Origin of the sequence: Histidinibacterium lentulum, from assembly GCF_003789055.1 — a bacterium.
Lineage (GTDB): Bacteria > Pseudomonadota > Alphaproteobacteria > Rhodobacterales > Rhodobacteraceae > Oceanicola > Oceanicola lentulus.
Genome location: NZ_ML119087.1, coordinates 156,793 through 181,935 on the forward strand (window position 1 = coordinate 156,793; position 25,143 = coordinate 181,935).

25 protein-coding genes are annotated in these 25,143 nt (G+C 69.1%); 13 read left to right on the forward strand and 12 right to left on the reverse strand.

Annotation, left to right across the window (positions count from 1 at the left end; translation table 11 throughout):
* Positions 1-800 precede the first annotated feature (800 nt).
* From atzD to EAT49_RS14645, 9 genes are all read right to left on the reverse strand, one after another.
* Positions 801-1,871: a cyanuric acid amidohydrolase gene (gene atzD / locus EAT49_RS14610; RefSeq protein ID WP_123643036.1), complete on the reverse strand. Its 1,071-nt coding sequence runs from the start codon at positions 1,869-1,871 to the stop codon at positions 801-803.
* Positions 1,871-3,313 carry an amidohydrolase family protein gene (locus EAT49_RS14615; RefSeq protein WP_221181467.1) on the reverse strand — a complete coding sequence of 481 codons (1,443 nt, stop codon included), beginning with the start codon at positions 3,311-3,313 and terminating at the stop codon, positions 1,871-1,873. Before EAT49_RS14615 ends, atzD begins: the two co-directional genes overlap by 1 nt.
* A 66-nt stretch (positions 3,314-3,379) precedes the next feature.
* On the reverse strand, positions 3,380-3,733 hold the full coding sequence (locus EAT49_RS21585) for a substrate-binding domain-containing protein (protein WP_246003864.1): 354 nt from the start codon (positions 3,731-3,733) through the stop codon (positions 3,380-3,382).
* Positions 3,733-4,386 carry an ABC transporter substrate-binding protein gene (locus EAT49_RS21590; protein ID WP_246003865.1) on the reverse strand — a complete coding sequence of 218 codons (654 nt, stop codon included), beginning with the start codon at positions 4,384-4,386 and terminating at the stop codon, positions 3,733-3,735. The genes EAT49_RS21585 and EAT49_RS21590 overlap by 1 nt, the downstream gene beginning before the upstream one ends.
* A gap of 79 nt (positions 4,387-4,465) precedes the next feature.
* Positions 4,466-5,227: an ABC transporter permease gene (locus EAT49_RS14625; RefSeq protein ID WP_123643037.1), complete on the reverse strand. Its 762-nt coding sequence runs from the start codon at positions 5,225-5,227 to the stop codon at positions 4,466-4,468.
* On the reverse strand, positions 5,224-6,048 hold the full coding sequence (locus tag EAT49_RS14630) for an ABC transporter ATP-binding protein (RefSeq protein WP_123643038.1): 825 nt from the start codon (positions 6,046-6,048) through the stop codon (positions 5,224-5,226). The genes EAT49_RS14625 and EAT49_RS14630 overlap by 4 nt, the downstream gene beginning before the upstream one ends.
* Before the next feature lie 43 nt (positions 6,049-6,091).
* On the reverse strand, positions 6,092-6,883 hold the full coding sequence (locus EAT49_RS14635; RefSeq protein WP_123643039.1) for an SDR family NAD(P)-dependent oxidoreductase: 792 nt from the start codon (positions 6,881-6,883) through the stop codon (positions 6,092-6,094).
* Between the two features lie 9 nt (positions 6,884-6,892).
* Positions 6,893-7,933, reverse strand: a complete 1,041-nt coding sequence (locus tag EAT49_RS14640) for an ABC transporter substrate-binding protein (RefSeq protein WP_123643040.1) — start codon at positions 7,931-7,933, stop codon at positions 6,893-6,895.
* Between the two features lie 2 nt (positions 7,934-7,935).
* On the reverse strand, positions 7,936-8,724 hold the full coding sequence (locus tag EAT49_RS14645; RefSeq protein ID WP_221181468.1) for a cysteine hydrolase family protein: 789 nt from the start codon (positions 8,722-8,724) through the stop codon (positions 7,936-7,938).
* A gap of 111 nt (positions 8,725-8,835) precedes the next feature.
* On the opposite strand from EAT49_RS14645, the gene EAT49_RS14650 reads away from it, so the two are divergent.
* The gene (locus EAT49_RS14650; protein WP_185020771.1) at positions 8,836-9,735 is read left to right on the forward strand and encodes a LysR family transcriptional regulator; all 900 of its coding nucleotides are present in this window, start codon (positions 8,836-8,838) and stop codon (positions 9,733-9,735) included.
* Positions 9,736-9,741: 6 nt separating this feature from the next.
* Here the strand turns inward: EAT49_RS14650 and speB are convergent, their stop codons facing one another.
* Together speB and EAT49_RS14660 are read right to left on the reverse strand one after the other, a co-directional pair.
* Entirely contained in the window at positions 9,742-10,686 is a 945-nt protein-coding gene (gene speB, locus EAT49_RS14655; protein WP_123643042.1) for an agmatinase, read from the reverse strand.
* Positions 10,683-11,306 carry a TetR/AcrR family transcriptional regulator gene (locus EAT49_RS14660; RefSeq protein ID WP_123643043.1) on the reverse strand — a complete coding sequence of 208 codons (624 nt, stop codon included), beginning with the start codon at positions 11,304-11,306 and terminating at the stop codon, positions 10,683-10,685. Before EAT49_RS14660 ends, speB begins: the two co-directional genes overlap by 4 nt.
* A 124-nt stretch (positions 11,307-11,430) precedes the next feature.
* Between EAT49_RS14660 and EAT49_RS14665 the strand changes: the two genes are divergently transcribed.
* The 8 genes from EAT49_RS14665 to EAT49_RS14700 all read left to right on the forward strand — a co-directional run bounded on the left by EAT49_RS14665 (position 11,431) and on the right by EAT49_RS14700 (position 18,033).
* Positions 11,431-12,489, forward strand: coding sequence for an extracellular solute-binding protein (locus EAT49_RS14665; protein WP_123643044.1), 1,059 nt, complete (start codon positions 11,431-11,433; stop codon positions 12,487-12,489).
* Positions 12,486-13,337, forward strand: coding sequence for an ABC transporter permease (locus EAT49_RS14670; protein WP_123643045.1), 852 nt, complete (start codon positions 12,486-12,488; stop codon positions 13,335-13,337). The genes EAT49_RS14665 and EAT49_RS14670 overlap by 4 nt, the downstream gene beginning before the upstream one ends.
* Before the next feature lie 8 nt (positions 13,338-13,345).
* On the forward strand, positions 13,346-14,107 hold the full coding sequence (locus EAT49_RS14675) for an ABC transporter permease (RefSeq protein ID WP_246003866.1): 762 nt from the start codon (positions 13,346-13,348) through the stop codon (positions 14,105-14,107).
* Complete coding sequence (locus tag EAT49_RS21820; protein ID WP_123643047.1) at positions 14,104-15,141, forward strand: ABC transporter ATP-binding protein; 1,038 nt, start codon at positions 14,104-14,106, stop codon at positions 15,139-15,141. Before EAT49_RS14675 ends, EAT49_RS21820 begins: the two co-directional genes overlap by 4 nt.
* A 3-nt stretch (positions 15,142-15,144) precedes the next feature.
* The gene (locus tag EAT49_RS14685) at positions 15,145-15,876 is read left to right on the forward strand and encodes an MBL fold metallo-hydrolase (RefSeq protein ID WP_123643048.1); all 732 of its coding nucleotides are present in this window, start codon (positions 15,145-15,147) and stop codon (positions 15,874-15,876) included.
* A gap of 91 nt (positions 15,877-15,967) precedes the next feature.
* On the forward strand, positions 15,968-16,384 hold the full coding sequence (locus tag EAT49_RS14690; protein ID WP_123643049.1) for a RidA family protein: 417 nt from the start codon (positions 15,968-15,970) through the stop codon (positions 16,382-16,384).
* The gene (locus tag EAT49_RS14695) at positions 16,381-17,055 is read left to right on the forward strand and encodes a DUF1028 domain-containing protein (RefSeq protein WP_123643050.1); all 675 of its coding nucleotides are present in this window, start codon (positions 16,381-16,383) and stop codon (positions 17,053-17,055) included. The genes EAT49_RS14690 and EAT49_RS14695 overlap by 4 nt, the downstream gene beginning before the upstream one ends.
* A 39-nt stretch (positions 17,056-17,094) precedes the next feature.
* On the forward strand, positions 17,095-18,033 hold the full coding sequence (locus tag EAT49_RS14700; RefSeq protein ID WP_123643051.1) for a LysR family transcriptional regulator: 939 nt from the start codon (positions 17,095-17,097) through the stop codon (positions 18,031-18,033).
* A gap of 109 nt (positions 18,034-18,142) precedes the next feature.
* On the opposite strand, the gene argE is transcribed toward EAT49_RS14700, so the two are convergent.
* A complete protein-coding gene (gene argE, locus EAT49_RS14705; protein ID WP_123643052.1) occupies positions 18,143-19,291 on the reverse strand; it encodes an acetylornithine deacetylase in 1,149 nt (382 codons plus the stop codon).
* 190 nt (positions 19,292-19,481) lie between these two features.
* On the opposite strand from argE, the gene EAT49_RS14710 reads away from it, so the two are divergent.
* Genes EAT49_RS14710 through EAT49_RS14725 form a run of 4 tightly spaced genes read left to right on the forward strand, consistent with a single transcriptional unit; the run spans position 19,482 to position 24,888 of the window.
* Entirely contained in the window at positions 19,482-21,554 is a 2,073-nt protein-coding gene (locus EAT49_RS14710) for an oxidoreductase (RefSeq protein ID WP_123643108.1), read from the forward strand.
* Positions 21,555-21,560: 6 nt separating this feature from the next.
* Positions 21,561-22,898, forward strand: coding sequence for a pyridoxal phosphate-dependent decarboxylase family protein (locus tag EAT49_RS14715; protein ID WP_123643053.1), 1,338 nt, complete (start codon positions 21,561-21,563; stop codon positions 22,896-22,898).
* Positions 22,895-23,971, forward strand: coding sequence for an ABC transporter ATP-binding protein (locus EAT49_RS14720; protein ID WP_123643054.1), 1,077 nt, complete (start codon positions 22,895-22,897; stop codon positions 23,969-23,971). The genes EAT49_RS14715 and EAT49_RS14720 overlap by 4 nt, the downstream gene beginning before the upstream one ends.
* Positions 23,971-24,888, forward strand: coding sequence for an ABC transporter permease (locus EAT49_RS14725; RefSeq protein ID WP_123643055.1), 918 nt, complete (start codon positions 23,971-23,973; stop codon positions 24,886-24,888). The genes EAT49_RS14720 and EAT49_RS14725 overlap by 1 nt, the downstream gene beginning before the upstream one ends.
* Positions 24,889-25,143 lie beyond the last annotated feature (255 nt).

The following is a 25,143-nucleotide window of genomic DNA, read 5'->3' on the forward strand; positions in this document are numbered from 1 at the left end:
CCGGACCCGCTTGCCACAAACACGTTCAGTTCAGCATCTGCGATAAGGCGCAATAGAGGTTGTTCAGTCACGACGGCGCTCGACAAAAAAATCAACTGTCTCAACTTACCGTCGACGAAGCAGGCGCTACAAATTGTATAAATCTGTTAATGGCCAGTTGTCGGGCCGCCTGAACGGACTGGGCGGCCCGTCCCATGGTGAGCGAGCAAGCTATTTCCGCTATTTCTGCTTTATTGGCAGTTACTTATTGCGCATTGGCGAAGTATGAAGTCCTGGGACAGAGACATATCTTGCCGCCTCGCAGTTCTTGCAGAAGTTAGTTGTGCGTAGAGCGACTAACCGAAGATCGGGCGAAAGCTAGCGCCTCAATAGGTCGTGCAGCGCATCCCGCCCATGTAGTCCGGGCTGCAGCGCGTCACCTGGCTCTGGGGCGGCTGGACCATCGGCTGTCCGGTCATCCCGCTCGCCATCCCGTCTGCAAAAGCCCCCGCAGCGTCGAGGCATCCAGAAAGGACGAGGGCGCCAAACATTGCCGCGGCGGCTCGACCAAGACGACTGAAATTGTGCATCTTTTAAATTCTCCCAACGCAATAAAGATCGTGCCGGAACCTCAGACGTGGGGTCAAGCTAGATTCTGATTCTCTGAGGTTCTGGGCTCTTGGAATGGACGCTGACCCTCGCGGACCCCGGCCAGTTCCGCCCCGAGGCGCATATCCACTGGGCCGAACGCCTGCCGGGCACCGTCGCCCCGGACAAGCTGCCGCGCCACGAGGGCAGGGGGCCTGCGGACCTCCCCGCGCTCAGGCCTCGTGGATAAGCGCGACCGGCCCGCCGCCGTCCGGCCCCTGGTGCTCCGCCCCGCCGGAGACGAAAAGGTCCGTGCGCCCGGTCAGCCCGGCCAGCATCCCCCCGACGAACCCCCGCGCGTGGCGGGTGGAGGAGATGTCGCTGTCGTCGAGCATGGTATGCCGCAGGCCGCGGATCGCCCCGTGGCTCGATGCCTCCGCCTTGGCCAGTACCGCCCGCACCTTGCCCGCCGCGCCCTGAAGCCCCGCGCCCGGCGCGGCGCGCTCCAGCAGCGCCGCCACCGCCGGCGCGTCGATGGCGTCCTGCATCACGCCATGGGCGATGCGGAGCGGCCCGCCCCAGTCCGCCGACTGGCCCATGACAACCACTTCGCAGGTCATCAGCTCGATCCCCGCCGAACAGGACGCCCGCCCGGACCAGAGCCCGTAGTCCCGCCCGATCGCCCCCTCGGGCAGGTCCGCGATCTCGCCCAGCGCCAGCGCCACGCCCAGCGCCGAGGCGCCGCGGGACAGCCCCATGGATTTCAGCATGTTGTCGGTGGCGACATCGCCCCCCGCCTCCGCCACCCGGGCGGCGGTCAGGAGCGGGCATTTGACCTGAACGTAATGCACATCCGCGGGCCCCGCGATGCCGGCCCGGGCGATGGCCTCGGTCACCGCCTCGCGCACCAGCGCGGCCTGCGCCGGTCGCCCGATCTCCTGCGGCCGGAGGGGGCGCGTGACCACGCTCGCCAGCGCGAGAGCGGGGCCGTCCCCCGGCGCCGCGTCCTCGAGGCACTGGAAAATGATCCAGTGCGGCGACAGCCCGCCCTCCGTGCCGCCCGACATGACCATGGGCAGCGCCTCGAGCCGCTCCGGCGGCAGATGCGCGGCCAGAAGCCCCCGCAGCGCCATCACCGACAGCCCCCGCGAGAAATCGTTGACGCAGCCGTTGCCCTCGGTCTTTGCCAGCACCGCGACGATGCGCTCCGGCACGATCCGTCCCTCGGCGATGGCCGCGGCAAGCGCGGACACGTCCTCCGGCGCCGCCATCGGCAGCACCGTCACCTCCGCCCGGCGCGCCATCAGCAGCAGCCCCGGTAATGGTCGGCGATGGCCGCCTCGATCGCGGGCCAGGCCGCGATCAGCGGCTCCTTGCCCCTGAGGCCCTCCCGCATCTCCTCCCGCAGCGCCGCGTGCAGCGCGGGGGCATCCACGCCCAGCACCCGGCCCTCGCCGACCACGCGTCGCCCGGCGGCATAGACCTCCACGATATGCCCCGAGACGGCGCGGGTCATCAGGTAGTCGCGCGGGTTCACCGCCATCAGCGCGTCCCGGTCCAGACGGTCGAGATCGAGCAGCAGCAGATCCGCGGGCATTCCTTCCTCCAGCACGCCGCCCGGCCCGAGCCCCAGCCCGGCCCGACCCGCAGCGCAGGCGGCCCGCAGGGCCACCGCCGGGCTCATGTCGCCCTCCGCAAAGCCCCGCGCCTGGTGCAGAAGGTGCAGCAGCCGCATTTCCCGCAGCGCGTCGTCATCCTCGTCGAGCGCGCAGCCGTCGAGGCCCATGGCGACGGAAATCCCCGCTGACAGCATGTCCGGAACCGGCGCGATCCCCGAGGCGAGATGCAGGTTCGAGGACCCGTTCACAGCGACCCGCGCGCCCGAGGCGGCGATCCGCGCCAGCTCCTCGGGCCGCGCCCAGACGCAATGCGCGAGCGTCAGCCTCTCGGACAGAAGGCCGATGCCCTCCAGCATCGTCACGATGCCCTCGGGATGGGCCTCGTCCGCCCAGTCGCGCTGGGGCTTTGTTTCCAGCAAATGCATGTGCACGCGCCGGCCGGTGCTGGCGGAGGCCTCTGCAATGCCCTTCAGCAGCGCGGGCGAGCACCATTGCACGCCGTTCGGGCCGTATTGCACATCCACATGGCCCGGCAGGTCCGCCACCGCCTCGGCCACCGCGTCGACGAGGGCAAGCTGGCCCTCCACCGGCATCATCGGTCCCAGCCACGTCGCCTCCGCCACCGCGCGCGGCTCGGCCGGCATCCGCCCGAGCACCGCCGCGTGATCGCCATAGACCAGCGGATTGCGGTCCCGCATCGCCACGGCAAAGCCGATGGAGATGCCCACGTCATGGGCCGCGCGGGCGATCTCGCGCGCCTCCTCGGGCAGGGGCCTGCCGCCCGTGGGACGCGTCAGGTGCACCATCACCGCCGTGCAGCCGCCCGCCAGCGACCGGGCAAAGGACGCCGCGGCGGCGGTATAGGGATCGGCGGAGGGAATGAGAGCGAGGCTCGGCAGCCAGGTCTCCAGCGGCTTCAACCCGCCGCCGAAGGAGGTCGTGGACAGCGACCGCGCGTGGTTGTGCGCATCGCACAGCGCGGGCATGGCCAGCCGCCGCGGCACCTCGCCCTCCGCCGGACGGATCGCCGCGATCCTGCCGCCCTCCAGGACAATCTCCACCGGCCCGCTTGCGCTGTAGTCAGGCCCCAGAAGGGCGCTTGCGACGGGGATCGTGAGGTCGGTCATGGGAGAGTCTCGTGCGTTGTCGGTCTTGTCGGACCCGCGCCGCCCTCGACGCGGGTCCTCCTGTGGTCAGAAGCTCCGCGCGCCCGCATCGGGCAGGAAGGAGCCGTCGAACACCGCTTCCGGCGCGGGCTCGGAGGGCAGGTCATAGAGATCGGCGATCACCGAGATCGACCGCGCCAGCCGCTCCATGTCGACCGCGCCGACCCCCAGCGCCCGTGTCTCGTCCGAGAAGATCAGGTTGTCCATGGCGAAGGTCAGGCGCAGCGTCTCCAGCTCCTCGTCGATCAGCGGCTCGACCTCCTTGACCGCGGCGGCGCCGATGGCCGGATCGGCGATGATCTCCATGGTCGCGCGGTTGATCGCCCGCACGAGGCCCGCGACGGCCTCCGGGTTCTCCTCGTGCAGCGCCTGCGAGACCATCACGCCGTTGGAATAGATGTCGAGACCCGAGGCGCCGTAGGGAAACCAGGGAAATCCTCGTCGGGGTTCAGCCCGAGGCCGATCAGGTTCAGATAGCTCGTGACGTTGAAGACGAGGCTCGCGTCCACCTGCCCCTGCACCAGCACCTGCTCCTGCAGGTTCGGCGCGACGCTGACCATCTCGATCGTGTCCGTGTCGATGTCCGCCGCCTTGGCGAGCGCGCCGAAGAGCACGGTCACCGCCGATCCGGCGGGCGAGCCGATGGTGCGGCCCTCGAGATCGGCCAGGGTCTCGACGGGGCCGTCCGCCTTGGTCACCACCGAGAACGGCGGCTGGTTGTAGATCTGGTAGACCATCACCGGCGCGTCCTCGGGCATGGTCGCGGCGTTCTGGATGATCGCGTTCATGTCGCCGAAGCCCGCGTCATAGGCGCCGGACATGATCCGCGTGATCGTCGCCGCCGAGCCTTCGCCCTGGTCGATGGTGACGTCGAGGCCTTCCTCGGCGAAATAGCCGCGCTGGTCCGCGAGGTAGAACGGCGCGTGCACGCCCTGCAGTTTCCAGTCGAGGGTGAAGCGGATCGGCACGTCCTGGGCCGAGGCCGGCAGGGCCACGGCGGCGAGCGCGGCGATAGCGGAAAGAATGGTTTTCATGGGAGGTCTCCTGTCCCTGTCGCGGCCGTCGGGGAGGGAGGTCCGGGCTGGCCCGACCGCGGACCGGACCGGTTGGACGTCAGACCGCCTTGCGCATCGCCCAGCCCGCCACCCGCCGTTCGATCAGCGAAAAGACGGTGTAGAAGCCGATCCCCATGGTCGCGAGCACCATCAGCCCGGCAAAGACCAGCGGCACGTTGAACGAGGACGATGCAATCAGCATCATGTTGCCCACGCCCCGGTTCGAGGCCACGGTCTCGGCGATGACCGAGCCGACGAAGGACAGCGTGACGGCCACCTTCAGCGAGGCGAAGAAGTAGGGCATCGACCGCGGCAGGCCGATATTCCACAGGATTTCCAGCTTCGTCGCCTTGAGCGACCGCATCACGTCTTCCAGCTCGGGCTCCACCGTGGCGATGCCGGTGGCCACGTTCACCACGATGGGAAAGATGCAGATGATCGCCGCCGTCAGGATCGCGGGCACCGTGCCCGCGCCGAACCACAGGACGAAGATCGGCACCACCGCCACCTTGGGGATCGAGGAGATGCCGACCAGCAGCGGATAGGCGGTCTCGTAGGCGAGCTTGGACGAACCGATCAGCACGCCCAGCGTCAGCCCGATGACCACCCCGGCCGAAAAGCCGACCATCGTCGTGTAGAGCGTCTGCTGCGCATGGGGCCAGATCGCGGGCGCGTATTCGAAGAAGGTGGAGACGATCTGCGTCGGCCGCGGCAGCACGAGGTGCGAGATGCCGAAGACGAGGCAGGCCATTTCCCAGAGCACGAAGAAACTGATGATCAGCAGGGCGGGCGCGATCTTGCGCAAGGGCGACTGGGTCATGCGGCGTCCAGCTTTCTCGTGTTGGGGGTGTGGACGATCTTGCCGCGCAGACGCTGCACCAGCGTGACGAAGTCCGGCTCGAAGACGAGGTCGATATGGCGCGGGCGCGGAAACTCCACCGCGCTGTCGTCCACGATCCGCCCCGGCCGCGGGCTCATCACGCAGATGCGGCTGGCGAGATACGCCGCCTCGCGCAGGTCGTGGGTCACGAGGATGACCGTGGGCCGCCGCTCGATCCAGAGATCCTGCAGCGTCTGCCACAGCTCCTCTCGGGTGAACTGGTCAAGCGCGCCGAAGGGCTCGTCGAGCAGCAGCAGGTCCGGCTCGTGGATGAGCGCGCGGCAGAGGTTGGTGCGCTGCATCATCCCGCCGGACAGCTCCCAGGGGTTGCTGTCGGCAAAGTCGATGAGGCCGACCTTTTCCAGAAGTGCGTCCACGCGGTCCCGGTATTCGCCTTTGCGCTTGGCGCGGAACTCGGTCTTGAACGGCTTCACGATCTTCAGCGGCAGCATGACGTTGTCGCGCACGGTCATCCACGGCAGCAGCGATGCGCTCTGGAACGCCATCCCGACCCGGAACGGCGTCGCGCCCAGCTCCCGCCCGGCGAAGAAGATGTTGCCGGTGGTGGGCGCCAGCACCTCGCTCACCAGCTTCAGGATCGTGGACTTTCCGCAGCCCGACGGGCCGACGAGGGCGAGGAAATCGCCCTTCGACAGCGTCAGGTCGGTGGGCTTCAACGCCTCGGTTCCGTCCGCGCCGCCGCCGTAGGTGACGCCGACCCCCTCGAAGACCATGAACTTCTCCGTGCCGTTCTCTTTCATCGGGCCTCCGATCCGGGGCAATCGTTACGGGAAACGGGCCGCATCACAGCGCGGCCCAGCCGCCGTCGACGGGCAGATCGACGCCGGTGATCTGCCGCGCACGGTCGGAGGCGAGAAAGAGCGTCGCATCCGCGATATCCTCGTCGGTGCTGATCCGCCCCAGCGCGTAATCGGACGCATGAAGCGCCGCGGCCTCCTCGAGCGAGATGCCGTGCTGCGCCGCGACCTGCGGAACGACCTTCTCGCGGAACCGCGGCCCGTCCACCATGCCCGGGGCCACGATGTTGACGGCGATGTTGTCCCGACCAAGCTCCAGCGCAAAGCTCTTGGTCAGCCCGCGCAGGCCCCATTTCGAGCTGGAATAGCTCAGCCGCATGGCCCGCCCGCGCATCCCGAAGGTGCCGCCCACGTTGACGATCCGCCCCCCGCCGCCCTTCGCCATCACGGGCGCCACGGCGCGGATCATGTTGAACGGGCCGCGCAGGTTCAGGTGCACGATCTCGTCGAATTCCTCCTGCGTCGTCTCCACGCCGGTCTTGCCGATGGGACCGGTCCCCCCTGCGACGTTCACCAGCACGTCGATCCGACCGAAGGACGCGGCGATGGCGGCGACGGTCGCCTCCACCTCCGCGCCATCCGTAACGTCGCATTTCAGGACCTCCACGCGCACGCCCCGACAGCGCGCCTCTTCCGCCACCGGACCGATGGCCAGCGTGTCGCGCCCCAGAAGCGCGAGATGCGCCCCCTCGGCCGCGAACCCGAGACTGATCGCGGCGCCCATGCCCTTGGCGGGGCCGGTGATCACCGCGACCTTGTTCCTGAGGTTCAGGTCCATCCTTGCGCCTCAGATCAGCTTGTAGATTCGCTCGGACTCGGGCGGCAGGAAGGCGTCCGAGAAGATCTCCTCTGGCGCCGGGGTCCGGGGCAGCCCGTCCGCCTCGACCACGATGTCGATCGAGGTGGCGAAGCGCTCGGGGTCCACGTTGCCAAGCCCGGTGACCGCCAGTTCCGGGTGGTTCATCTCGTCGGTCAGCGTGGCCATGAGCCGCTCGAGCTCCACCTCCCTGTTGATCAGCGGCTCGCGGCGGGCGACCGCCTCGATGGCGGCCTCGGGATCGGCCAGCGTATCCGCCACCCCCCGGTTGATGGCCGCGACCATGCCCGAGACGAGGTCCGGGCTCTCCTCGGCCAGGGCCTTGGGGATGATCAGCCCGTTGGAATAGAGGTCCATCCCGTAGTCGCCGAACTTGATGAAGCGGATCTCCTCGTCCGGGTTCATCCCCGACAGCTTGGCCGAGAACCGGATCGTGTTGACGTAGCCGAAGACCCCCTCGACCTGCTCGCTCTTGAGCATCTGCTCGCGCAGGTTCGACTGGAAGTTCAGGATCTCGATCCCGCTCGTGTCGATGCCGGCGAGATTGGCGAAGGCCGGGAAGAGCTTCAGCGCGCCGTCGTTCGCGGCCCCGCCCAGCAGGCGCCCCTCGAGATCGGCGGCGGTCATGATGTCCGAGGACGACAGCACCGCCACGGTGAAGGGCGGGGCGTTGTACATCTGGTAGACGCAGAGCGGCGCGTCCTCCGGTTCGGTGGAGGCGAGCCGGATCAGCGCGTTCACGTCGCCGAAGCCCACGTCATAGGCGCCGCCCGCGACAGATCCGACAGCGGCACCCGACCCGCTGCCCTGGTCGATGACCATTTCGATGCCGGCATCGGCGAAATAGCCGTTGTCCTCGGCGAGGAAGAACCAGGACTGCGGACCCTGGTAGGTCCAGTTCAGCACCATCCTCAGCGGCCGCAGGTCCTGTGCGAGGGCAGGGGCGGCAAGGCCGAGGGCGGCGGCCGATGCGCCGGAGGTCCGCAGGAAGTCGCGTCGGGTCATGGGCATTGTCAGGTCTCCTTCGATGAGGGGGAGGAAAACGCCGGGATCAGCTCGGCGGAGGTGGTGGTGAAGCCGTAGAGCAGCCGCGTCAGGTAGAGGATCGCGTCGCTCACGAAGGCGGGGGAGGGGGTGCCGCACAGATCCTCGACGATCACGCCGTCGAACCCCTGGAAACAGCCGTCCGTCATGGTGGCAAAGACGCAGCGGTCGAGGTTGACGCCGGTGAACAGCAGCGTCGTGACCCCCAGCCGGCGCAGGATCTGGTCGAGCTCGTAGTCCCGGAACCCCGACAGCCGGTGCTTCGAGACATGGATGTCGCCGGGCTCCGCCGCGATGGTCTCGAGGCTGGCGGCGCCCCAGCCGCCGGCCACCAGAACCGGGCCGCGGGCGCCCGCTTCGCCGTAGCCGCGCGTCCTGCCGCAGTTCGAGCCCTTGTCGATCACGTTCGCGGGCAGGTTGGCCAGATCGGCGCGCACGCCCCAGTTCAGATGGATGACCGGCACCTCCGCCGCCCGGGCCGCGGCGCAGAGCGCGTTGATGCCGGGGACCAGCGCCGCCAGCGGGGCCACGTCCGCGCCCCGGTCGGCGGCGAACCAGCCGTCCGGGTGCAGGAAATCGTTCTGCATGTCGACGACGATCACCGCCGTGCGGGCCAGATCGAGCCGCAGCGGCGCGGGCGCGGCGCCGATCTCCACCGCGCGCACGGGCCGCTCTGCCCGCACGAGGCTCACGCGGGCGCCGTCGCTCTGCCAGCGGTCGCGGGTCTGGCCTCTTGGATGGACGGTATCGGGCGGCATCGGCGAATCCCCAGTGTCCGGGGCATGGTGCTGCGTCGCGGCGACCCTGTCTTGTGCTGGTTTTTCGGTATAGCGTTGCCCGAAACGCCACACGCCCGCCGGAGACCCGCCATGAAGCACCTGACGACCTTCCGCCTGATCGACGCCATCGCCCGCAGCGGCTCGATCCGCGCGGCGGCGGAACGGGTCTCCCAGACGCCGTCCGCCGTGCAGCGCCGCCTTCAGGCCTACGAGGACGATCTGGGCGAACAGATCTTCGAACGCACCTCGGGCGGCGTCCGGCTCAATGCCGCCGGAGAGCTGGCCATCGTGCATATCCGCGAGGTTCTGGCCGAGACCGACCGCCTGCGCTCACGGCTGGCGGACCTGTCGGGCGTGCGCCGCGGTCATGTGGCCATCGCCTGCAGCCAGGCGCTGACGCCCTATTTCCTGCCGGCCGAGATCGCCCGCTACCAGAGCGAGTTTCCCAAGGTGACCTTCGATGTCGAAGTGATGGAGCATTCCGCCGCCGCCGTGGCGATCGAGAATTTCAGCGTCGACGTGGCGCTGGTCTTCGACGAACGCAGCATGCCCGACTACGAGGTGCGGCTTGCCCTGCCGCAGAGGCTGGTGGCGATCATGGCCGACGGGCATCCGCTGGCGCGGGAGAAGAGCCTGCGCCTGCGTCAGTGCCTCCAGTTCCCGCTGGTCCTGCCGACGCAGAATTTCGGTGGGCGCGCGCTGCTGGAACGGGCGCTTCAGGGCAAGTCCTTCGCCGAAGGCCCCCGCCTGCAAAGCAATTCCTTCGAGTATCTCAAGGCCCATGTCGCGCGGACCGACGCCATCTGCTTCCAGATCCGCATCGGCGCGCCGCGCGATGGGACGGGGCAGGGGCTGGTCAGCCGCGAGATCGACGCCCGCGACATCGACGGCGGGTTCCTCTTCCTCGGTCAGCGCCACGGACGCATCCTGCCCGTGGCCTCCTCCCGGTTCGTCGAACACATCGCCCGGTCCTTGAACGAGACGGTGTGACCCGCCTCAGCGTGGCCGCGCGGGCAGGAGGCACAGCATCTCGTAAAGCAGGTTGGCCGCGATCAGCGCGGTGTTGCCCGTGGGATCGTAGGGCGGCGAGACCTCCACCAGGTCCGCGCCCACGATGTTGAGCCCCGCCATGCCGCGCACGATCTCCAGCGCCTGCCAGGTCGACAGCCCGCCAAGCTCCACCGTCCCCGTTCCCGGCGCGAAGGCCGGATCGAGGCTGTCGATGTCGAAGCTCAGGTAGACCGGCGAATCCCCCACCGTCGCCCGCACCCGCTCCATCAGTGGCGTCAGGGACCGGTGCCAGCACTCCTCCGCCTGCACGACGGTCCAGCCCTGCCGGCGGCCCCAGTCGAAATCGTCCGCCGCATAGCCCGTACCGCGCAGCCCGATCTGGAACACCCGGTCGTTCTGCAGACACCCCTCTTCCCACGCCCGCCGGAAGGGACAGCCGTGGGCGACGGTCTCGCCAAACATGTGCTCGTTGATGTCGGCATGGGCATCCACATGCACCAGCGCCACAGGCCCGTGCCGTTCCTTCATGGCGCGCAGGATCGGCCAGGTCAGCGTATGGTCCCCGCCCAGCGTCAGCGGCACGGCGCCATGGGCGAGGATGCCGCGATAATGCTCCGCAATGATCTCCACCGACTTCTTCAGATCGAAGGTGTTGATCGGCACGTCCCCGATATCGGCCACCTGCAAGGCGTCGAAGGGCGCGGCGCCCGTGGCCATGTTGTAGGGCCGGATCATCCGGCTCTCGTCGCGGATCTGCCGCGGGCCCAGCCGCGTGCCCGGACGATTCGACGTCCCGATGTCCATGGGAATGCCCACGAAACAGGCATCGAGCCCCTCGGCGGTCTCCTGCGCGGGCAGGCGCATCATCGTGGCAGGCCCGCCGAAGCGCGGCATCTCGTTGCCGCCAAGGGGCTGGTTCAACTCGCTCATGCGTCCTCCGTGGCGATCATCGCAGCCAGCGGCCGCATCTGCGCCGCCACCGCGCAGCGCAGGGCCTCCAGCGTCATCGAGTCGTCCTTCACGAACTCGATGAACATCATGTTCAGGTTGTTGAAGATCAACTCGCCGAAGGGCTCGGGGTCGATGTCGTCCCGCACCTCTCCCCGCTCCTTCAGCCGTGCCACCAGCTCGATCACCTGCCCGCAGAGCTTGCGGTCGAGGGCGGAGTAATGCTGCCCGTTGCGGGTGTCGGGCGCCTCGATCGACAGGGCCATGGCGGTGCGCCACATCTCCTTGCTGAGATAGTTCAGCGAGTGGTCGTAATACTCGAAGATCAGCGCGAGAAGCGCGGTCTCCACGCCGCGCGGCGGATCGGCGACGATGGCGCTGCCGATCCCGATGACCTCCTCCACCTCCAGCGCCACGGTGGCGATCAGGATGTCGCCCTTGGTCTGGTAGTAGTTGTAGACGGTGCCGACCGACACATCCGCCCGGTCCGCCAACTCGTCGAGCCGGACCGCGCGGTAGCCCCGCGCGCGGAACATCCTGACCGCGGCATCAAGAATGCGTCGCTCGCGGTCCGCCTTCTGCCTGTCGCGCAAGCCCGTCATCCGTTCTCCCGGCGTAAATTGAGCCAAATCCAAAATTTATGTTGACTGCAAAAATGAACGCACTCAACTTTTTTCTTCAGAAGCCGCCCCCGATGCGGCCCGCACATGGATCAGGGAGACGCGAATGACCTACAGGACCTTCACCCGCCTCGCCGCGACCACGGCCCTCGCCGGCCTCGGCGGGGCCGCCGCCGCGCAAGAGGAACTCAACGCGCTGGTCTGGTGCGACCACACCGACCCCGCGCTGATCGAGCCCTTCGAGGAGGCGCACGGCGTCACCGTGAACCTGCGCGAGTACGAGGGCACGGGCGCCGCGCTCGCCCTCCTGGAGCAGTCCCGCCCCGGCGACTGGGACGTTCTGGTGATCGACGGCATCGACGTCTTCCGCGCCATCGACGCGGGCATCCTCGCCGCCCTGCCCGAGGAGGAGCTGCCCACCGCCGACTTCTTCCCCGAGGTCGTGATGGCCGAGAACAACAGCCGCGACGGCGTCACCTACGCGGTGACCGAGAAATTCGGCTACAACACCATCTCCTACAACGCGAACGCGGTGGACCCCGCCGACATGGAGGACCTGACCCGCGTCTGGTCAGAGGCCTATGACGGCCGCATCTCGATCTACGACTACTACCTGCCGGTGATGGGCCTCGCCGCCATGGCGCAGGGCATCGACACGGCCGCCATCGACGCCGAGGCGCTGGGCCCCATCGGCGAGACGCTCGCCGAGATGCGCAGCCGTGCCGCCTCCGTCGCCGGCGTCGTGGCCGCCCAGACCGCGCTCGCCACGGGCGAGGTCGATATCGTCGTCGGCGGCGGCGAGTGGCTGACCGCGGTGCTGGCCGAGGAACGCCCGGAACTGACCTGGACGATCCCCTCGCAGGGCGCCGTGCGCTGGACCCAGTCCATCGGCGTGCTCGAAGGCAGCGAGAATCCCGATCTCGCCCTCGAATTCGTCAAGTATATCGTCAGCCCCGAGGGCCAGGCCCGCCTCGCCACCTCCTCCTGTTTCTGGGGGATGCCCGCCAATGCCGCGGCGGGCGACGTGCTGACCGACGAGCAGAAGGCCGTGCTGCGCTGGGACGACCAGGAGGACTACCTCGCCCGCACGCAGCTCTACCCCGCACCCGATACCGACCTCGACATCGAGATGCAGGACCTCTGGCTGAACACCCTTCAGCAGTGAGCGCGCAGACCGCCACGATCCGGGGCTGGGGCTTTCTCGCCCCGGCCGTTCTCTGGACGCTGGCGTTCTTCATCGTGCCCTTCGTCGTGATGGGCGCGATGAGCCTTGCCACGCTGGACGGGCGCACGCTCGTCTGGGGCCTCAGCCTCGACAACTACCGCGAACTCGCGGGGCAGGCCTATCTCGCCCGCGCCATCGCCGTGTCGCTGGAAATCACCCTGACCGTCACCCTGGTGTCGGTCCTTCTGGCCTATCCGCTGGCATGGATCATCGCCTACCGCGTCCCGCCGCGCTGGCAGAGGCTGGTGCTCCTCCTCGCGATCCTGCCGTTCTGGACCTCCTACGTCGTGCGCTCCTACGCCTGGCTTCTGGTGCTGGCGCGCGACGGGGTGGTGAACCAGACGCTGATGGGCCTTGGCCTGATCGCCGAGCCGCTGACGCTGGCGAACACCCGCTTCGCCACAGTGACGGGCTTCGTCCATTTCTTCGTGATGCTGCTGACGCTGACGATCTACGCCAATCTCGTCCAGCTCTCGCCGAACTACCGCAAGGCGGCGATGGACCTCGGCGCCAATGCCTTTCAGACCTTCCGGCACGTGATCCTGCCGCTGACCCTCCCGGGCATCATGACCGGCGCCTTCCTGACCTTCGTCCTGTGCATCGGCGACTACATCACGCCGCAGATCCTCGGCGGGAACACCGAACTGACCGTGCCGCAGGTGATCATGGTCCAGCTCGGCCGGCGCGCCGATTTCCCGCTTGCCGCGGCGCTGGCCATCGTGCTCATGGGCATCGTGACGCTGGCCTATCTCGCCATGGCGCGCTGGCTGAGGCTCGACCGGCTGTGAGACGCCTCGTGCCCTGGGCCTACGCCCTCGCCCTCTTCGGCTTCATCTACCTGCCGGTGGCCACGCTGGTGCTGTTCTCCTTCCAGAACGGCAGCCTCCCCGTGCCGCCCTTCAACGGGCCGAGCCTGCGCTGGTACGGCGACGTCCTCGGCGACGACCGCCTTGTGGAGGCGCTGCTCAACTCGCTGATGGTGGCGCTCGGGTCTTCCGCCATTGCCGTGGCGCTGGGCTTCTCCGCCGCCTATGCCCTCGCGCGGCACGTCCTGCCGGCCTCCGCGCTCTGGCGCGCGCTGCTGATCGCGCCGCTGACGGTCAGCTACCTGATCGTGGGCCTCGGCCTTCTGATCGTGGTGCAGCGCCTCGGCCTCGGCCTCTCGCTCTGGACCGCCGGGATCGGCCATGTCGTCATCAACCTGCCGATCGCCTTCGCCATCATCTACGCCTCCATGGGCGCGCAGCAGCAGAACGCCGAACGCGCCGCGCGCGATCTGGGCGCGGACGAGGCGCGCGTGGTGCTGCTCGTGACCGTGCCGATGCTGGCGCCCGCGATCCTCGCCGCCTTCTTCCTGTCCGTGACGCTCAGCTGGGACGAATTCATCATCGCCTTCCTTCTGACCCGCTTCGACGTCACCTTGCCGGTGGAGATCTGGTCCATGCTCCGCTCGGGCCTCTCGCCACGGCTCAACGCCATCGGCAGCCTTGTCTTCCTCGTGTCGGTCAGCGCCGTCCTTCTTCTCGAACTCACCGTCTTCAGGAAACGCCGCAGATGACCGCCTCCGTCACGCTCGACCGCATCGGCCACAGCTTCGGCTCGTTCCGCGCGCTCCAGTCCATCGAGCTGGAGATCGCCGCCGGGGAATACGTCACCCTGCTCGGCCCTTCGGGCTGCGGAAAGACGACGCTCCTGTCGATCCTGGGCGGCTTTCTGACCCCCGACCAGGGCCGCGTCCTGATCGGCGGGCGCGACGTCACCGCGCTGCCCGCCGCCAGGCGCCCCACCGCCACGACCTTCCAGGACTACGCGCTCTTTCCCCACATGAGCCTGCGCGACAACGTCGGCTTCGGCCTGCGCATGGCGGGCGTGCCGAGGCGCGAGCGTCACGCCCGCGCCGAGGAAAAGCTCGACATGGTGGGCCTGAAACACGCCGCCGCCGCCCGCCCGCACGAACTCTCCGGAGGCCAGCGCCAGCGCGTCGCCCTCGCCCGCGCTCTCGCGGTGGAGCCTGACGTGCTGTTGCTCGACGAACCCCTCGGCGCGCTCGACCTCAAGCTCCGCCGCGCCATGCAGGACGAGCTGAAGAGCATCCAGCGCCGCGTCGGCACCACCTTCGTCCATGTCACCCACGACCAGGAGGAGGCCATGGCCATCGCCGACCGCATCGTCGTGATGAACGCGGGCCGGATCGAGGACGCGGGCCCCCCCGCCCGCATCTACCGGCACCCGGCAAGCCTTTTCGCCGCCGAGTTCATGGGCGAGACCAACCGCTTCGCCGGAGAGGGCAGGGGCGACGGCATCGCCACCCCCTTCGGCGTCATCGACCGCCAGCCCCCCGCCCATGGCCCCCTCACCCTCTGCCTGCGCCCCGAGGCCCTGCGCCCCGGCGCGGGCAGCCTCCGGATCGGCCCGTCCCGCGTGCTCGACGCCGCCTTCTTCGGCACCCATTGCCGCGCCCATGTCCGGCCCGACGCCGCGCCGGACCTGACGCTGGTGGCCCACCTGCCGCCCACCGACCTGCCCGAGCCCGGCCAGATGCTGGACCTCGCCGCCGTCACCGACGATCTTGCCGCCTTCCCCGCGGAGTAACCCATGGACAGAGCCCGCCCCGAAGACTGGTATGCCACCGAGACGAAGCCCGACGGCGTCACGCTGATCCACGAGCCCTTCATCCAGCCCTTCTACCGCTGCAACATGTGGCACGTGCGCGGCCGCGACCGCGACATGCTGGTCGACAGCGGCATGGGCGTGGTGTCCCTGCGCCAATGGGTGCCGCTGGTGACCGAACGCGCCCTGACGGCGGTCGCGAGCCATACCCATTTCGACCACATCGGCTGCCACCACGAATTTCCGGACCGCTGCGTCCACAGCGCCGAGGCCCATATCCTCGCCGCGCCCGCCAATGCCGCCACCCTCGCCGATCCCTATGTGACCGACGAGATCTTCGACCGCCTGCCGCCCTTGCCCTACAGCTCCGCCACCTATTCCGTCCGCTCTGCCCCCGCGACGCGGCTGGTGGAGGACGGCGACGTCATCGACCTCGGCGACCGCCACTTCGAGGTGATCCACACCCCCGGTCATTCCCCCGGCGGCATCGCCCTCTGGGAGGCCGCGACGCAGACGCTCTTCTCCGGAGACATCGTCTACGACGGCCCCCTGATCGAGGACACCTACCATTCGGATGCCGCCGACTATCACCGCTCGATGGTCCGCCTGCACGATCTGCCCGTCCGCACCGTCCATGGCGGGCATTTCCCCAGCTACGACGGCGCCCGCCACCGCGCCATCATCCGCGCCTGGCTCGACGCGCGGGAGCGTGCTTAGGTTTCCCCGAAGCAACGCGACGCCAGCCCGTCCTTTCTTTCCGCGCCCGCTATGGCAGTCTGCACCCGGACCCTTGGGAGGACGACAGGACGTGACCCACACGCGGCTGCGCAAGTTCAACACGCGCGACACCTATCCCGAGCAGAAGCTCGACAACGACCTCTGCCAGGCCGTCGTGACCCATGGCGGGCGCACCGTCTGGCTGCGCGGCCAGTGCCCGCAGGACCTCGACGATTTCACCAACATCGCCAGCCACGACCCCGCGGAGCAGACCCACAAGGTCATGCAGAACATCCGCCAGCTGATCGAGGAGGCCGGGGGCACCATGGAGCATCTCGTGAAGGTGGTGGTCTACATCACCGACGTGCGCCACCGCGAGGCGGTCTACCGCACCATGGGCGAGTATATCCGCGGCGTGCATCCCGTCTCCACCGGCCTTGTGGTCAGCGCGCTCGCCCGGCCCGAATGGCTGGTGGAGATCGACGCCACGGCGGTGATCCCGGAATGACCTTCTCCCTCGTCGCCCGCTGCGCCGAAACGGGGATGTTCGGCATCGCCGTCTCCTCCTCCTCTCCCGCCGTCGCCGCCCGCTGCGCCTATACCCGCGCCGGCGTGGGCGCGGTCGCGAGCCAGAACGTCACCGATCCCACCCTCGGGCCGTTGGCGCTCGACGCCATGCAGGCGGGCCTCACTGCCGTGGAGGCCGTGGCGAAGGTGCAGGCCGAAGGCCGCTTCATCGAGTACCGCCAGGTCCTCGCCATCGACCGCGAGGGGCGCACGGCGATCCATTCGGGGCCCAACTCGCTGGGCATCTGGACCCATGCGACAGGCCGCGACGTCCTCTCCGCCGGGAACCTCCTCGCCAACGACGGCGTGCCCGCCGCCATCGTCGCGGCCTTCGAGGCCGCGCCCGGCCATCTCGGCGACCGCCTCGTCGCCGCCCTGCGCGCGGGCCGCGACGCGGGCGGCGAGGCCGGGCCCGTCCATTCGGCGGGCCTGCAGCTTTGCGACAAGGTGCCCTGGCCCGTGGCCGACCTGCGCTGCGACTGGACCGAGGACGACCCGATCGAGGCCGTGGCCGAGGCCTGGCGCGTCTACGCCCCCCAGCTCGACGCCTATGTCCAGCGCGCGCTCGATCCGCGCGCCGCGCCCTCCTACGGGGTGCCGGGCGACGACTGAGACGCTTGCGCGAGCCGCCCGCGCAGGCGATGCAGGGCGATGCCCCTGCGTTTCACCTTCCGTCAACTCGAATACCTCGTCGCGGTGGGCGAATGCGGCACCATCGCGCTGGCCTCCCAGCGGCTCAACGTCTCCTCCCCGTCGATCTCGGCGGCGATCAGCCAGCTCGAGGCGGAATTCGCCATCCAGCTCTTCGTGCGCCACCATGCGCAGGGCCTGTCGCTGACCCCCGGGGGGCGGCGCGTCTTCAACGAGGCCAAACGCATCCTCGACGACGCGGCGGCGCTGAACGATCTCGCTTCCGACATCAGCGACAGGCCGCGCGGCCCCATCTCCATCGGCTTTCTGACCACGGTGGCGCCGCTCCTGAGCGCGTCCATCCGGCGGTCCTTCGAAGGCGCCTATCCCGACGCCGGCGTGTCGCTCCGGGAAGGCAACCAGCCGGAGCTTCTGCGGATGCTCGGCCGGGCCGAGATCGACGCCGCGATCACCTACGATCTGGAGATCCCGAAGGACATCGCCTTCGAGCGGCTTCAGGCCCTGCCGCCCTGGGTCATGCTGCCGGCGGAGCATCCGCTGGCCCGGAACGACAGCCTCTCGCTCGAGGATCTGGTGCATGAGCCCATGGTGCTGCTCGACCTGCCGCTGAGCCGCGAATATTTCCTGTCGATCTTCCAGACCCGCCAGGTGCGCCCCGACATCGCCGAGAGGACCTCGGACATGTCCGTGGCGCGCAGCCTCGTGGCGAACGGCTTCGGCTTCGGCCTCGTGAACCTGCGGTCCGGCAGCGATCTGGCGCCGGACGGCAAGCGGCTCGCCTTCCTGCCGCTGTCCGACGACGTGCGCCCCATGGTGCTCGGCATCGCCACGAAGCGCAGCGCGTTCCGCTCCCGCATCGTGGGTGCCTTCTTCGATCATGTGCGGACCCTGGTGCAGACCGAGGGCCTCCCCGGGACGCCCGGCGCATCCGCCCCGTAGGGGGGGTTTCCAACCCACCGTTCCCGTAGGGTGGGTTTCCAACCCACCGTCCCCGTCCCCCTGGGATGTGTTTCCAACTCACCGTCCCCCACCGCCCGCCGCACGCCTCTCAAACCCCCTCCCGCAACCGCGCCAGCAACGCCTCCATCATCCCGTCGCACCGCGCCATCTGCTCCACGCTCACATATTCGTCCGGCTTGTGCCCCTGCGCCATGGACCCCGGCCCGCAAACCACCACAGGCACGCCCAGAGCCTCCGAAAACAGCCCGCCCTCGGTGCCGAAGGCGACCTTGCCCGTCCCGTTGCCCCCCGTGAGCGCCTTCACGAAGGCCACGACCTCGGCATCCTCGGGCGTCTCCAGCCCCGGATAGCGGTTGGTCACCTCGATCCCGATCGCCGCCTCGGGGAAGCGGTCCCGCAGGGGCGCCACGATCCCCTCCGCCCTGTCGCGCAGCCTTCCCAGCAGCGCCTCCGGATCGTCCCCCGCCAGATTGCGGATCTCGAAATCGACCACGCAGGCGTTCGGCACGATGTTCAGCGCCACGCCCCCGTCGATCCGCCCCACATGGAGCGTCGTATAGGGCACATCATACCCGTCATCCTTCAGTCCCGCCTCCGCCACCTCCGCCTGCAGCGCGCGGATCTCCCCGATCATGTCGCAGGCCAGATGGATCGCGTTCAGCGCCTCGGGCGCCAGCGCCGAATGCCCCTCCCGGCCCGTGCAGCGCACTCTCAAGGCGCTCTTGCCCTTGTGACCCGTGACCACCTGCATCGACGTGGGCTCGCCCACGATGCAGAACCGCGGCCTCACCGGCGCCCCCGCCAGCATGTCGATCAGCGAGCGCACGCCGACGCAGCCGATCTCCTCGTCATGGCTGAGCGCGAGATGCAGCGGCGTCCGCAGCTCCCCGGCCTTGAGCGCGGCGGCAAGGGCGCAGGCGACGAAGCCCTTCATGTCCGCCGTTCCCCGCCCGTAGAGCCGCCCCTCCCTCTCGGTCAGCGCGAAGGGCGGCAGGGTCCAGTCCTGCCCCTCCACCGGCACCACATCCGTATGGCCCGAGAGCATCACGCCGCCCCGGTCCCGCGGCCCCAGCGTGGCGTAGAGATTGGCCTTCCGCCCGCCCTCCGCCTCGATCAGCACGACCTCCGCCCCCGCCTCCTGCAGGAGCCCGGCACAGAAATGGATCAGCTCCCGGTTCGGTTCGCTGCTCACCGTCGGAAAGGCGATGAGCCTTTCGAGGATCTCGACGCTCTGCATGGACCTCCCTCTTCGCGCCGTGCTTAACATGCACGCATCGCCCCATTAGAAGCGACCAAAGAATCCATGCTTAGCGCGTGCCTAATCAGCACTTACGCGATGGGTTCTTTCCGCCGGCCTCCGCTCTCGGTGAGGATACCGCACCAGGGCCCGCGCCGGCGGGCCGCCACGCATGGGGGGACGCACCGGCATGGGCCGCGACAGCCGCTACGACATCCTGTTCCGGCCGATCGACATCGGCCCCGTCACGGCGAAGAACCGGTTCTACCAGGTCCCCCACTGCAACGGAGGCGGCTACCGCGACCCCTCCGCCGCCGCCGCCATGCGCGGCGTGAAGTCCGAGGGCGGCTGGGGCGTGATCTTCACCGAACAGTGCGAGATGCACCACACGTCCGAGATCACCCCCTTCATCGAGCTCCGACTCTGGGACGACGCCGACATCCCCATGATCGCGAAAATGGCCGGCAAGATGAAGGAACACGGCGCCCTTGCCGGCATCCAGCTCGCCTATTCCGGCATCAACGGCCCGAACCTCTACACCAAGGAGGTGCCGCTCGCGCCCTCCGCCATGCCGATCCGCACCTTCACCAACGATCCGGTCAACGCCCGCGCCATGGACCGCGAGGACATCCGCAACCTCCGCCGCTGGTTCGTGAACGCCGCGCGCCGCTGCCGCACCGCCGGTTTCGACCTCATCTGCCTCTACGGCGCCCACGGCTTCGGCATCTTCCAGCACTTCCTCAGCACCGCCACCAACCACCGCACGGACGAATACGGCGGCAGCCTCGAGAACCGCGCCCGCTTCGTGCGCGAGGTGGTGGCCGACCTGCGCGACGAGGTGGGCGACACCATGGGCCTGACCCTCCGCCTGTCCCTCGACGAGATGGTGGGGGAGCTCGGCTTCGCCAATTCCGAGGTCCGCGACTTCATCGAGATGCATGCCGACCTGCCCGATCTCTGGGACCTCGCCCATGGCGCCTGGGAGGATTGCTCCGGCCCCTCCCGCTTCAAGGAGGAGGCGGCGCAGTTCGACCTCGTCACCGGCATCAAGGCCCTGACCACGCGGCCCGTGGTGGGCGTTGGCCGCTTCACCTCGCCCGACGTGATGGTCAGGCAACTGACCTCCGGCACGCTCGACCTGATCGGCTGCGCGCGGCCCTCCATCGCCGATCCCTTCCTGCCGAAGAAGGTGGAGGAAGGCCGGATCGAGGACATCCGCGAATGCATCGGCTGCAACATCTGCATCACCGGCGACATGACCATGTCCATCAGCCGCTGCACCCAGAACCCGACCTTCATGGAGGAATGGCGCAAGGGCTGGCACCCCGAGCGGATGAACGCGAAGGGGCCCTCGTCCAGCGTGCTCGTCGTCGGCGCCGGTCCCGCGGGGCTGGAAGCGGCCCGCGCCTGCGCCGAGCGCGGCTATGACGTGGCCCTCGCCGAGGCGGGCACGACCCTGGGCGGCCGCGTCGCGCGCGAGCGGCTGCTGCCGGGCCTTTCGGCCTGGGGCCGCGTGGCCGACTACCGCGCCTGGCAGCTCTCGCAGAAACCCAACGTCGAGACCTATTTCGACAGCGCCCTCGACGCGGAGATGATCCTCGGCTTCGGGTTCGAGAACATCTGCATCGCGACGGGCTCGACCTGGCGGCGCGACGGCGTGTCCCGCCAGCATGTCGTGCCGCTGCCCATCGACCCCGCCATGACGGTGCTGACGCCGGACGACATCATGGCGGGCGCGCGGCCCTCGGGCCATGTGGTGCTCTGGGACGACGATCACTACTACATGGGCGGCGTGCTGGCGGAGCTTCTGGTCTCGGCGGGCTGCACCGTCACCTTCGTCACCACTTCCGCCTATGTCTCCGACTGGACGGTCAACACGCTGGAGCAGCACACGATCCAGCGGCGACTACTGGAAATGGGCGTGACGGTGGAGCTGAACCGGGGCGTGACCGCCATCGGCCCGGGTGCCGTGACCACCGCCTGCACCTACACCGCCCGCCCCCGCGATATCGCCTGCGATGCCGTGGTCATGGTCGCCTCCCGCAGCGGCGAGGATGCCGTCTTCCGGGACCTGACGGCGCGGCAGGCCGACTGGGCCGATGCGGGCATTCGGTCGGTGAAGCTCATCGGCGATGCCGAGGCGCCCGGTCCCATCGCCTGGGCCACCTATGCCGGGCACCGCTACGCGCGCGAGCTCGACGGCAACGACATCGGCGACGCCCTGCCGTTCCGCCGCGAAGTCGCCGCGCTGGCGGCGGACTGAGGCCCGATGACCCACGCCCCCGCCTTTGCCAGCGATCCCGCCGCGCTCTCGGCCATGCTCGGCTGGGCGGAGACGCGCATCCGCACGGGTCCCGATCCCCGCAGCGGCGCCCTGCCGCGCGACCGGCTCGACGCGGCGCTGGGCGGCTCGGTCACCGCGGGCGGCCTCGGCTGGGACCGCGCCTTTGCGCTTTTCTCGGACGTGATCGCGCCCTCCTGCCGGCCCTTCGACCACCCGACCAGCCTCGCCTTCGTCGCCGCCGCCCCCACGCCCGCCGCGCAGGGCTTCGACGCGGTGCTGGGCGCGGCGGAGATCTTCGCGGGCAACTGGGACGGCGGCTCGGGCGCGATCCATGCCGAAAATCAGGCCCTGGACTGGCTCGCCGGCCTCGCGGGCTGGGGCGACGGGGCAGGGGGCGTCTTCGTCTCCGGCGGGACCATGGGCAATCTCTCCGCCCTCCATGCCGCGCGGGTGGCCTTCGAGCAGGCCCATGGCCGCCCCGAGCGGTTCCGCCTTCTCGCCAGCACCGAGGCGCACAGCTCCATCGCCGCCATCGCCCGGGTGATGGACGTGGCGCTGGACCTCGTGCCCGCCGATGCCACCGGCCGGATCGACGTCGAGGCCGCGAAAGACGCCCTCCGCCCCGGCACCTTCGCCATCGTCGCCAATGCGGGCGCTACCAACAGCGGCGCGGTGGACGATCTGGCCGCCCTCGCCGACCTCGCCGAGGCCCGCGGCCTCTGGCTCCATGTCGACGGCGCCTATGGCCTCGCCGCTCTGGCGGACCCCGGGACCGCGCCGCTCTTCGCGGGGCTCGAGCTCGCCGACAGCTTCATCGTCGATCCGCACAAGTGGCTTTTCGCGCCCTATGACAGCTGCGCGCTGGTCTACCGCGACGTGACGCGGGGCGCCGCGGCCCATGGCCAGCGCGGCGCCTATCTAGACGCGCTCGACACGCACCACCTCAACCCCTCCGACCTCGCCCTGCACCTGTCGCGCAGGCCGCGCGGCCTGCCGCTCTGGTTCTCGCTCTCGGTCTACGGGACCGAGGCCTATGCCGCCGCGATCCGCCGGACCTTCCGCATCGCGCAGGAGATCGCCGACGGGATCGAGGCCATGCCCGGCCTCGACCTCGTCCTCGGCCCGCAACTGACCGTGCTCCTCTTCCGCGTGCCCGGCATGGACCGCGCGGCGCTTCAGGCCTGGGCCGAGGGTCACCGCCGCAGCGGCGCGCTTCTCTGCCTTCCGACCACCTGGCGGGGCGAGACCGTCCTGCGCATCTGCGTTGTGAACCCCGAAACCGATCCCACCCATGTCCTGAGGGTGCTGGAGACCCTCACGTGACCGCCGCCATCTCCCTCCGCGACGTGCGCAAGACCTTCGGCGATTTCACCGCGCTCAAGGCGGTCAGCTTCGACATCGCCGACAACGAGTTCTTCACGCTGCTCGGTCCCTCGGGCTGCGGCAAGACCACGCTCCTGCGGCTCATCGCGGGCTTCGAGGGGACGACCGGAGGGACGATCCACCTCTACGGCCAGGAGATCGAGGGCCTGCCCCCCGACAGGCGCCCGGTGAACACGGTCTTCCAGAACTACGCGCTCTTTCCGCACATGACCGTGCAGGAAAACATCGCCTTCGGCCTCCAGATGCTGAAATGGCCCAGGGCCGACATCGCCGCGCGGGTGGCCGAGATGGTCGCCATGGTCCGGCTCGGCGACTTCGTGCACCGCAAGCCCGCCCAGATGTCCGGCGGACAGCAGCAGCGCGTGGCGCTGGCCCGCGCCATGGCGCCCCGGCCCAAGGTGTTGCTGCTGGACGAGCCGCTCTCCGCCCTCGACCTCAAGCTCCGTCAGGAAATGCGGTCGGAGCTGAAGCGCCTTCAGCGCGAGACCGGCATCACCTTCATCTTCGTCACCCACGACCAGGAAGAGGCGCTGTCGATGTCCGACCGCATCGCGGTCATGTCGGCGGGCGAGGTGCAGCAGATCGGCCGCCCCTCCGAGATCTACGAACATCCGGCGAACCGCTTCGTCGCCGATTTCATCGGCGAGACGAACCTGATCGACGCCACCGTCGAGGCGGTGGAGGGCCAGATCGTCACCTGCCGCCTGCCCGACGGCGAGACGGTCCACGCGCTGGCGAACCGCGCCGCCTCCAAAGGCCAGTCCGGCACGCTTTCCATCCGGCCCGAGCGCCTGACCATCACCCGCGATCCGCCGCCGGGCGAGAGCCTGAAAGGCGTGCTCGGCGCCTCGACCTACCTCGGCACGGACACCCATTACGAGGTCCGCCTCGGCCCCAACCTCTCCCTCACCGCCCGGATGCAGAACGCCGAGGACGCCGCCCTCCGCCTCGACGAGGGCGACCCCGTCCACGTCAGCATCGTCGCGGGTGCTGCGCGGTTCCTGGTGACCTGATGGCGGCGGGCACGGGCAGCGGACGCACCGTCTCGGCCACCTTCCGGCCGATCCGCGGCTGGCTGCTTCTGCCGTCCTGGGCGATCATCGGCTTCTTCATGGTGATCCCGGTGCTGCTGATGCTGGTCTACTCCTTCCTGACGAAGGAATTCCGCGGCGGCGTCATCTGGGAGCCCACGCTCGCCGCCTACGACCAGTTCCTCTTCGACCGGGGCCTCTTCGGGGACGAGCCGCCGACCATCGAATGGGCCTATATCACCATCTTCATCCGCTCGATCCTGCAGGCAACCGGCGCCACGCTCCTGTGCCTCCTGATCGGCTTTCCCACCGCCTTCTTCATCGCGACGCGCCCGGCGCACACGCGGGCGATCTGGCTTTTCCTCATCACCATTCCCTACTGGGTGAACCTGCTGATCCGCACGGTCTCCGTCCGCTTCCTGATCCGCGACAACGGTCCCCTGAACGACTTTCTCCTGGCCCTCGGCCTGGTCGATCAGCCGCTCGGGCTCATCAACACCAACTTCGCGGTGCAGCTCGGGCTCTTCTATTCCTACCTGCCGTTCATGGTGCTGCCGATCTACGCGGCGGTGGAGCGCTACAACTTCGCCTTCTCCGAGGCCGCTTCGGACCTCTACGCGCCGAAATGGACGATCCTGCGACGCATCGTGATCCCGGTGGTGAAACCGGGCATCATCGCGGGCTGCATCCTCGTGTTCGTGCCCTCTCTGGGCGCCTTTCTCGCGCCGGACCTTCTGGGCGGGGCCAAGACCTACATGATCGGCTCGCTGATCGAGGAGCAGTTCAAGGGCAATGCCGGGAACTGGCCCTTCGGGGCGGCGGCCTCGATGATCCTGCTGTCGATGGTGCTGGTGGTGCTGCTGTTCTACGCGCGCGGCCAGTCGCGGGAGGGGGCGTGATGGGGTGGCCGGGACCGGAGGCGCGCCATCGACGGGCCGCGAAATGGTCGAGCGAGCCCCCCGCGCGGACTCAAGGCCGCAGGCCGCCGCGCGGTCGACGGGCCGCCCCCACGGCCCGGCGACACGTCGACGCTCGGACCCAGCTCCGAGGTCTTCCGGACTTGGCTGGCATAAAGTGCGTAGCCATTCTGTCGGTTCGCCGCGCCACGGCCCGCCGACCGCGCGCCTCCGCACCAGACCCCCTCCGGAGGCCCG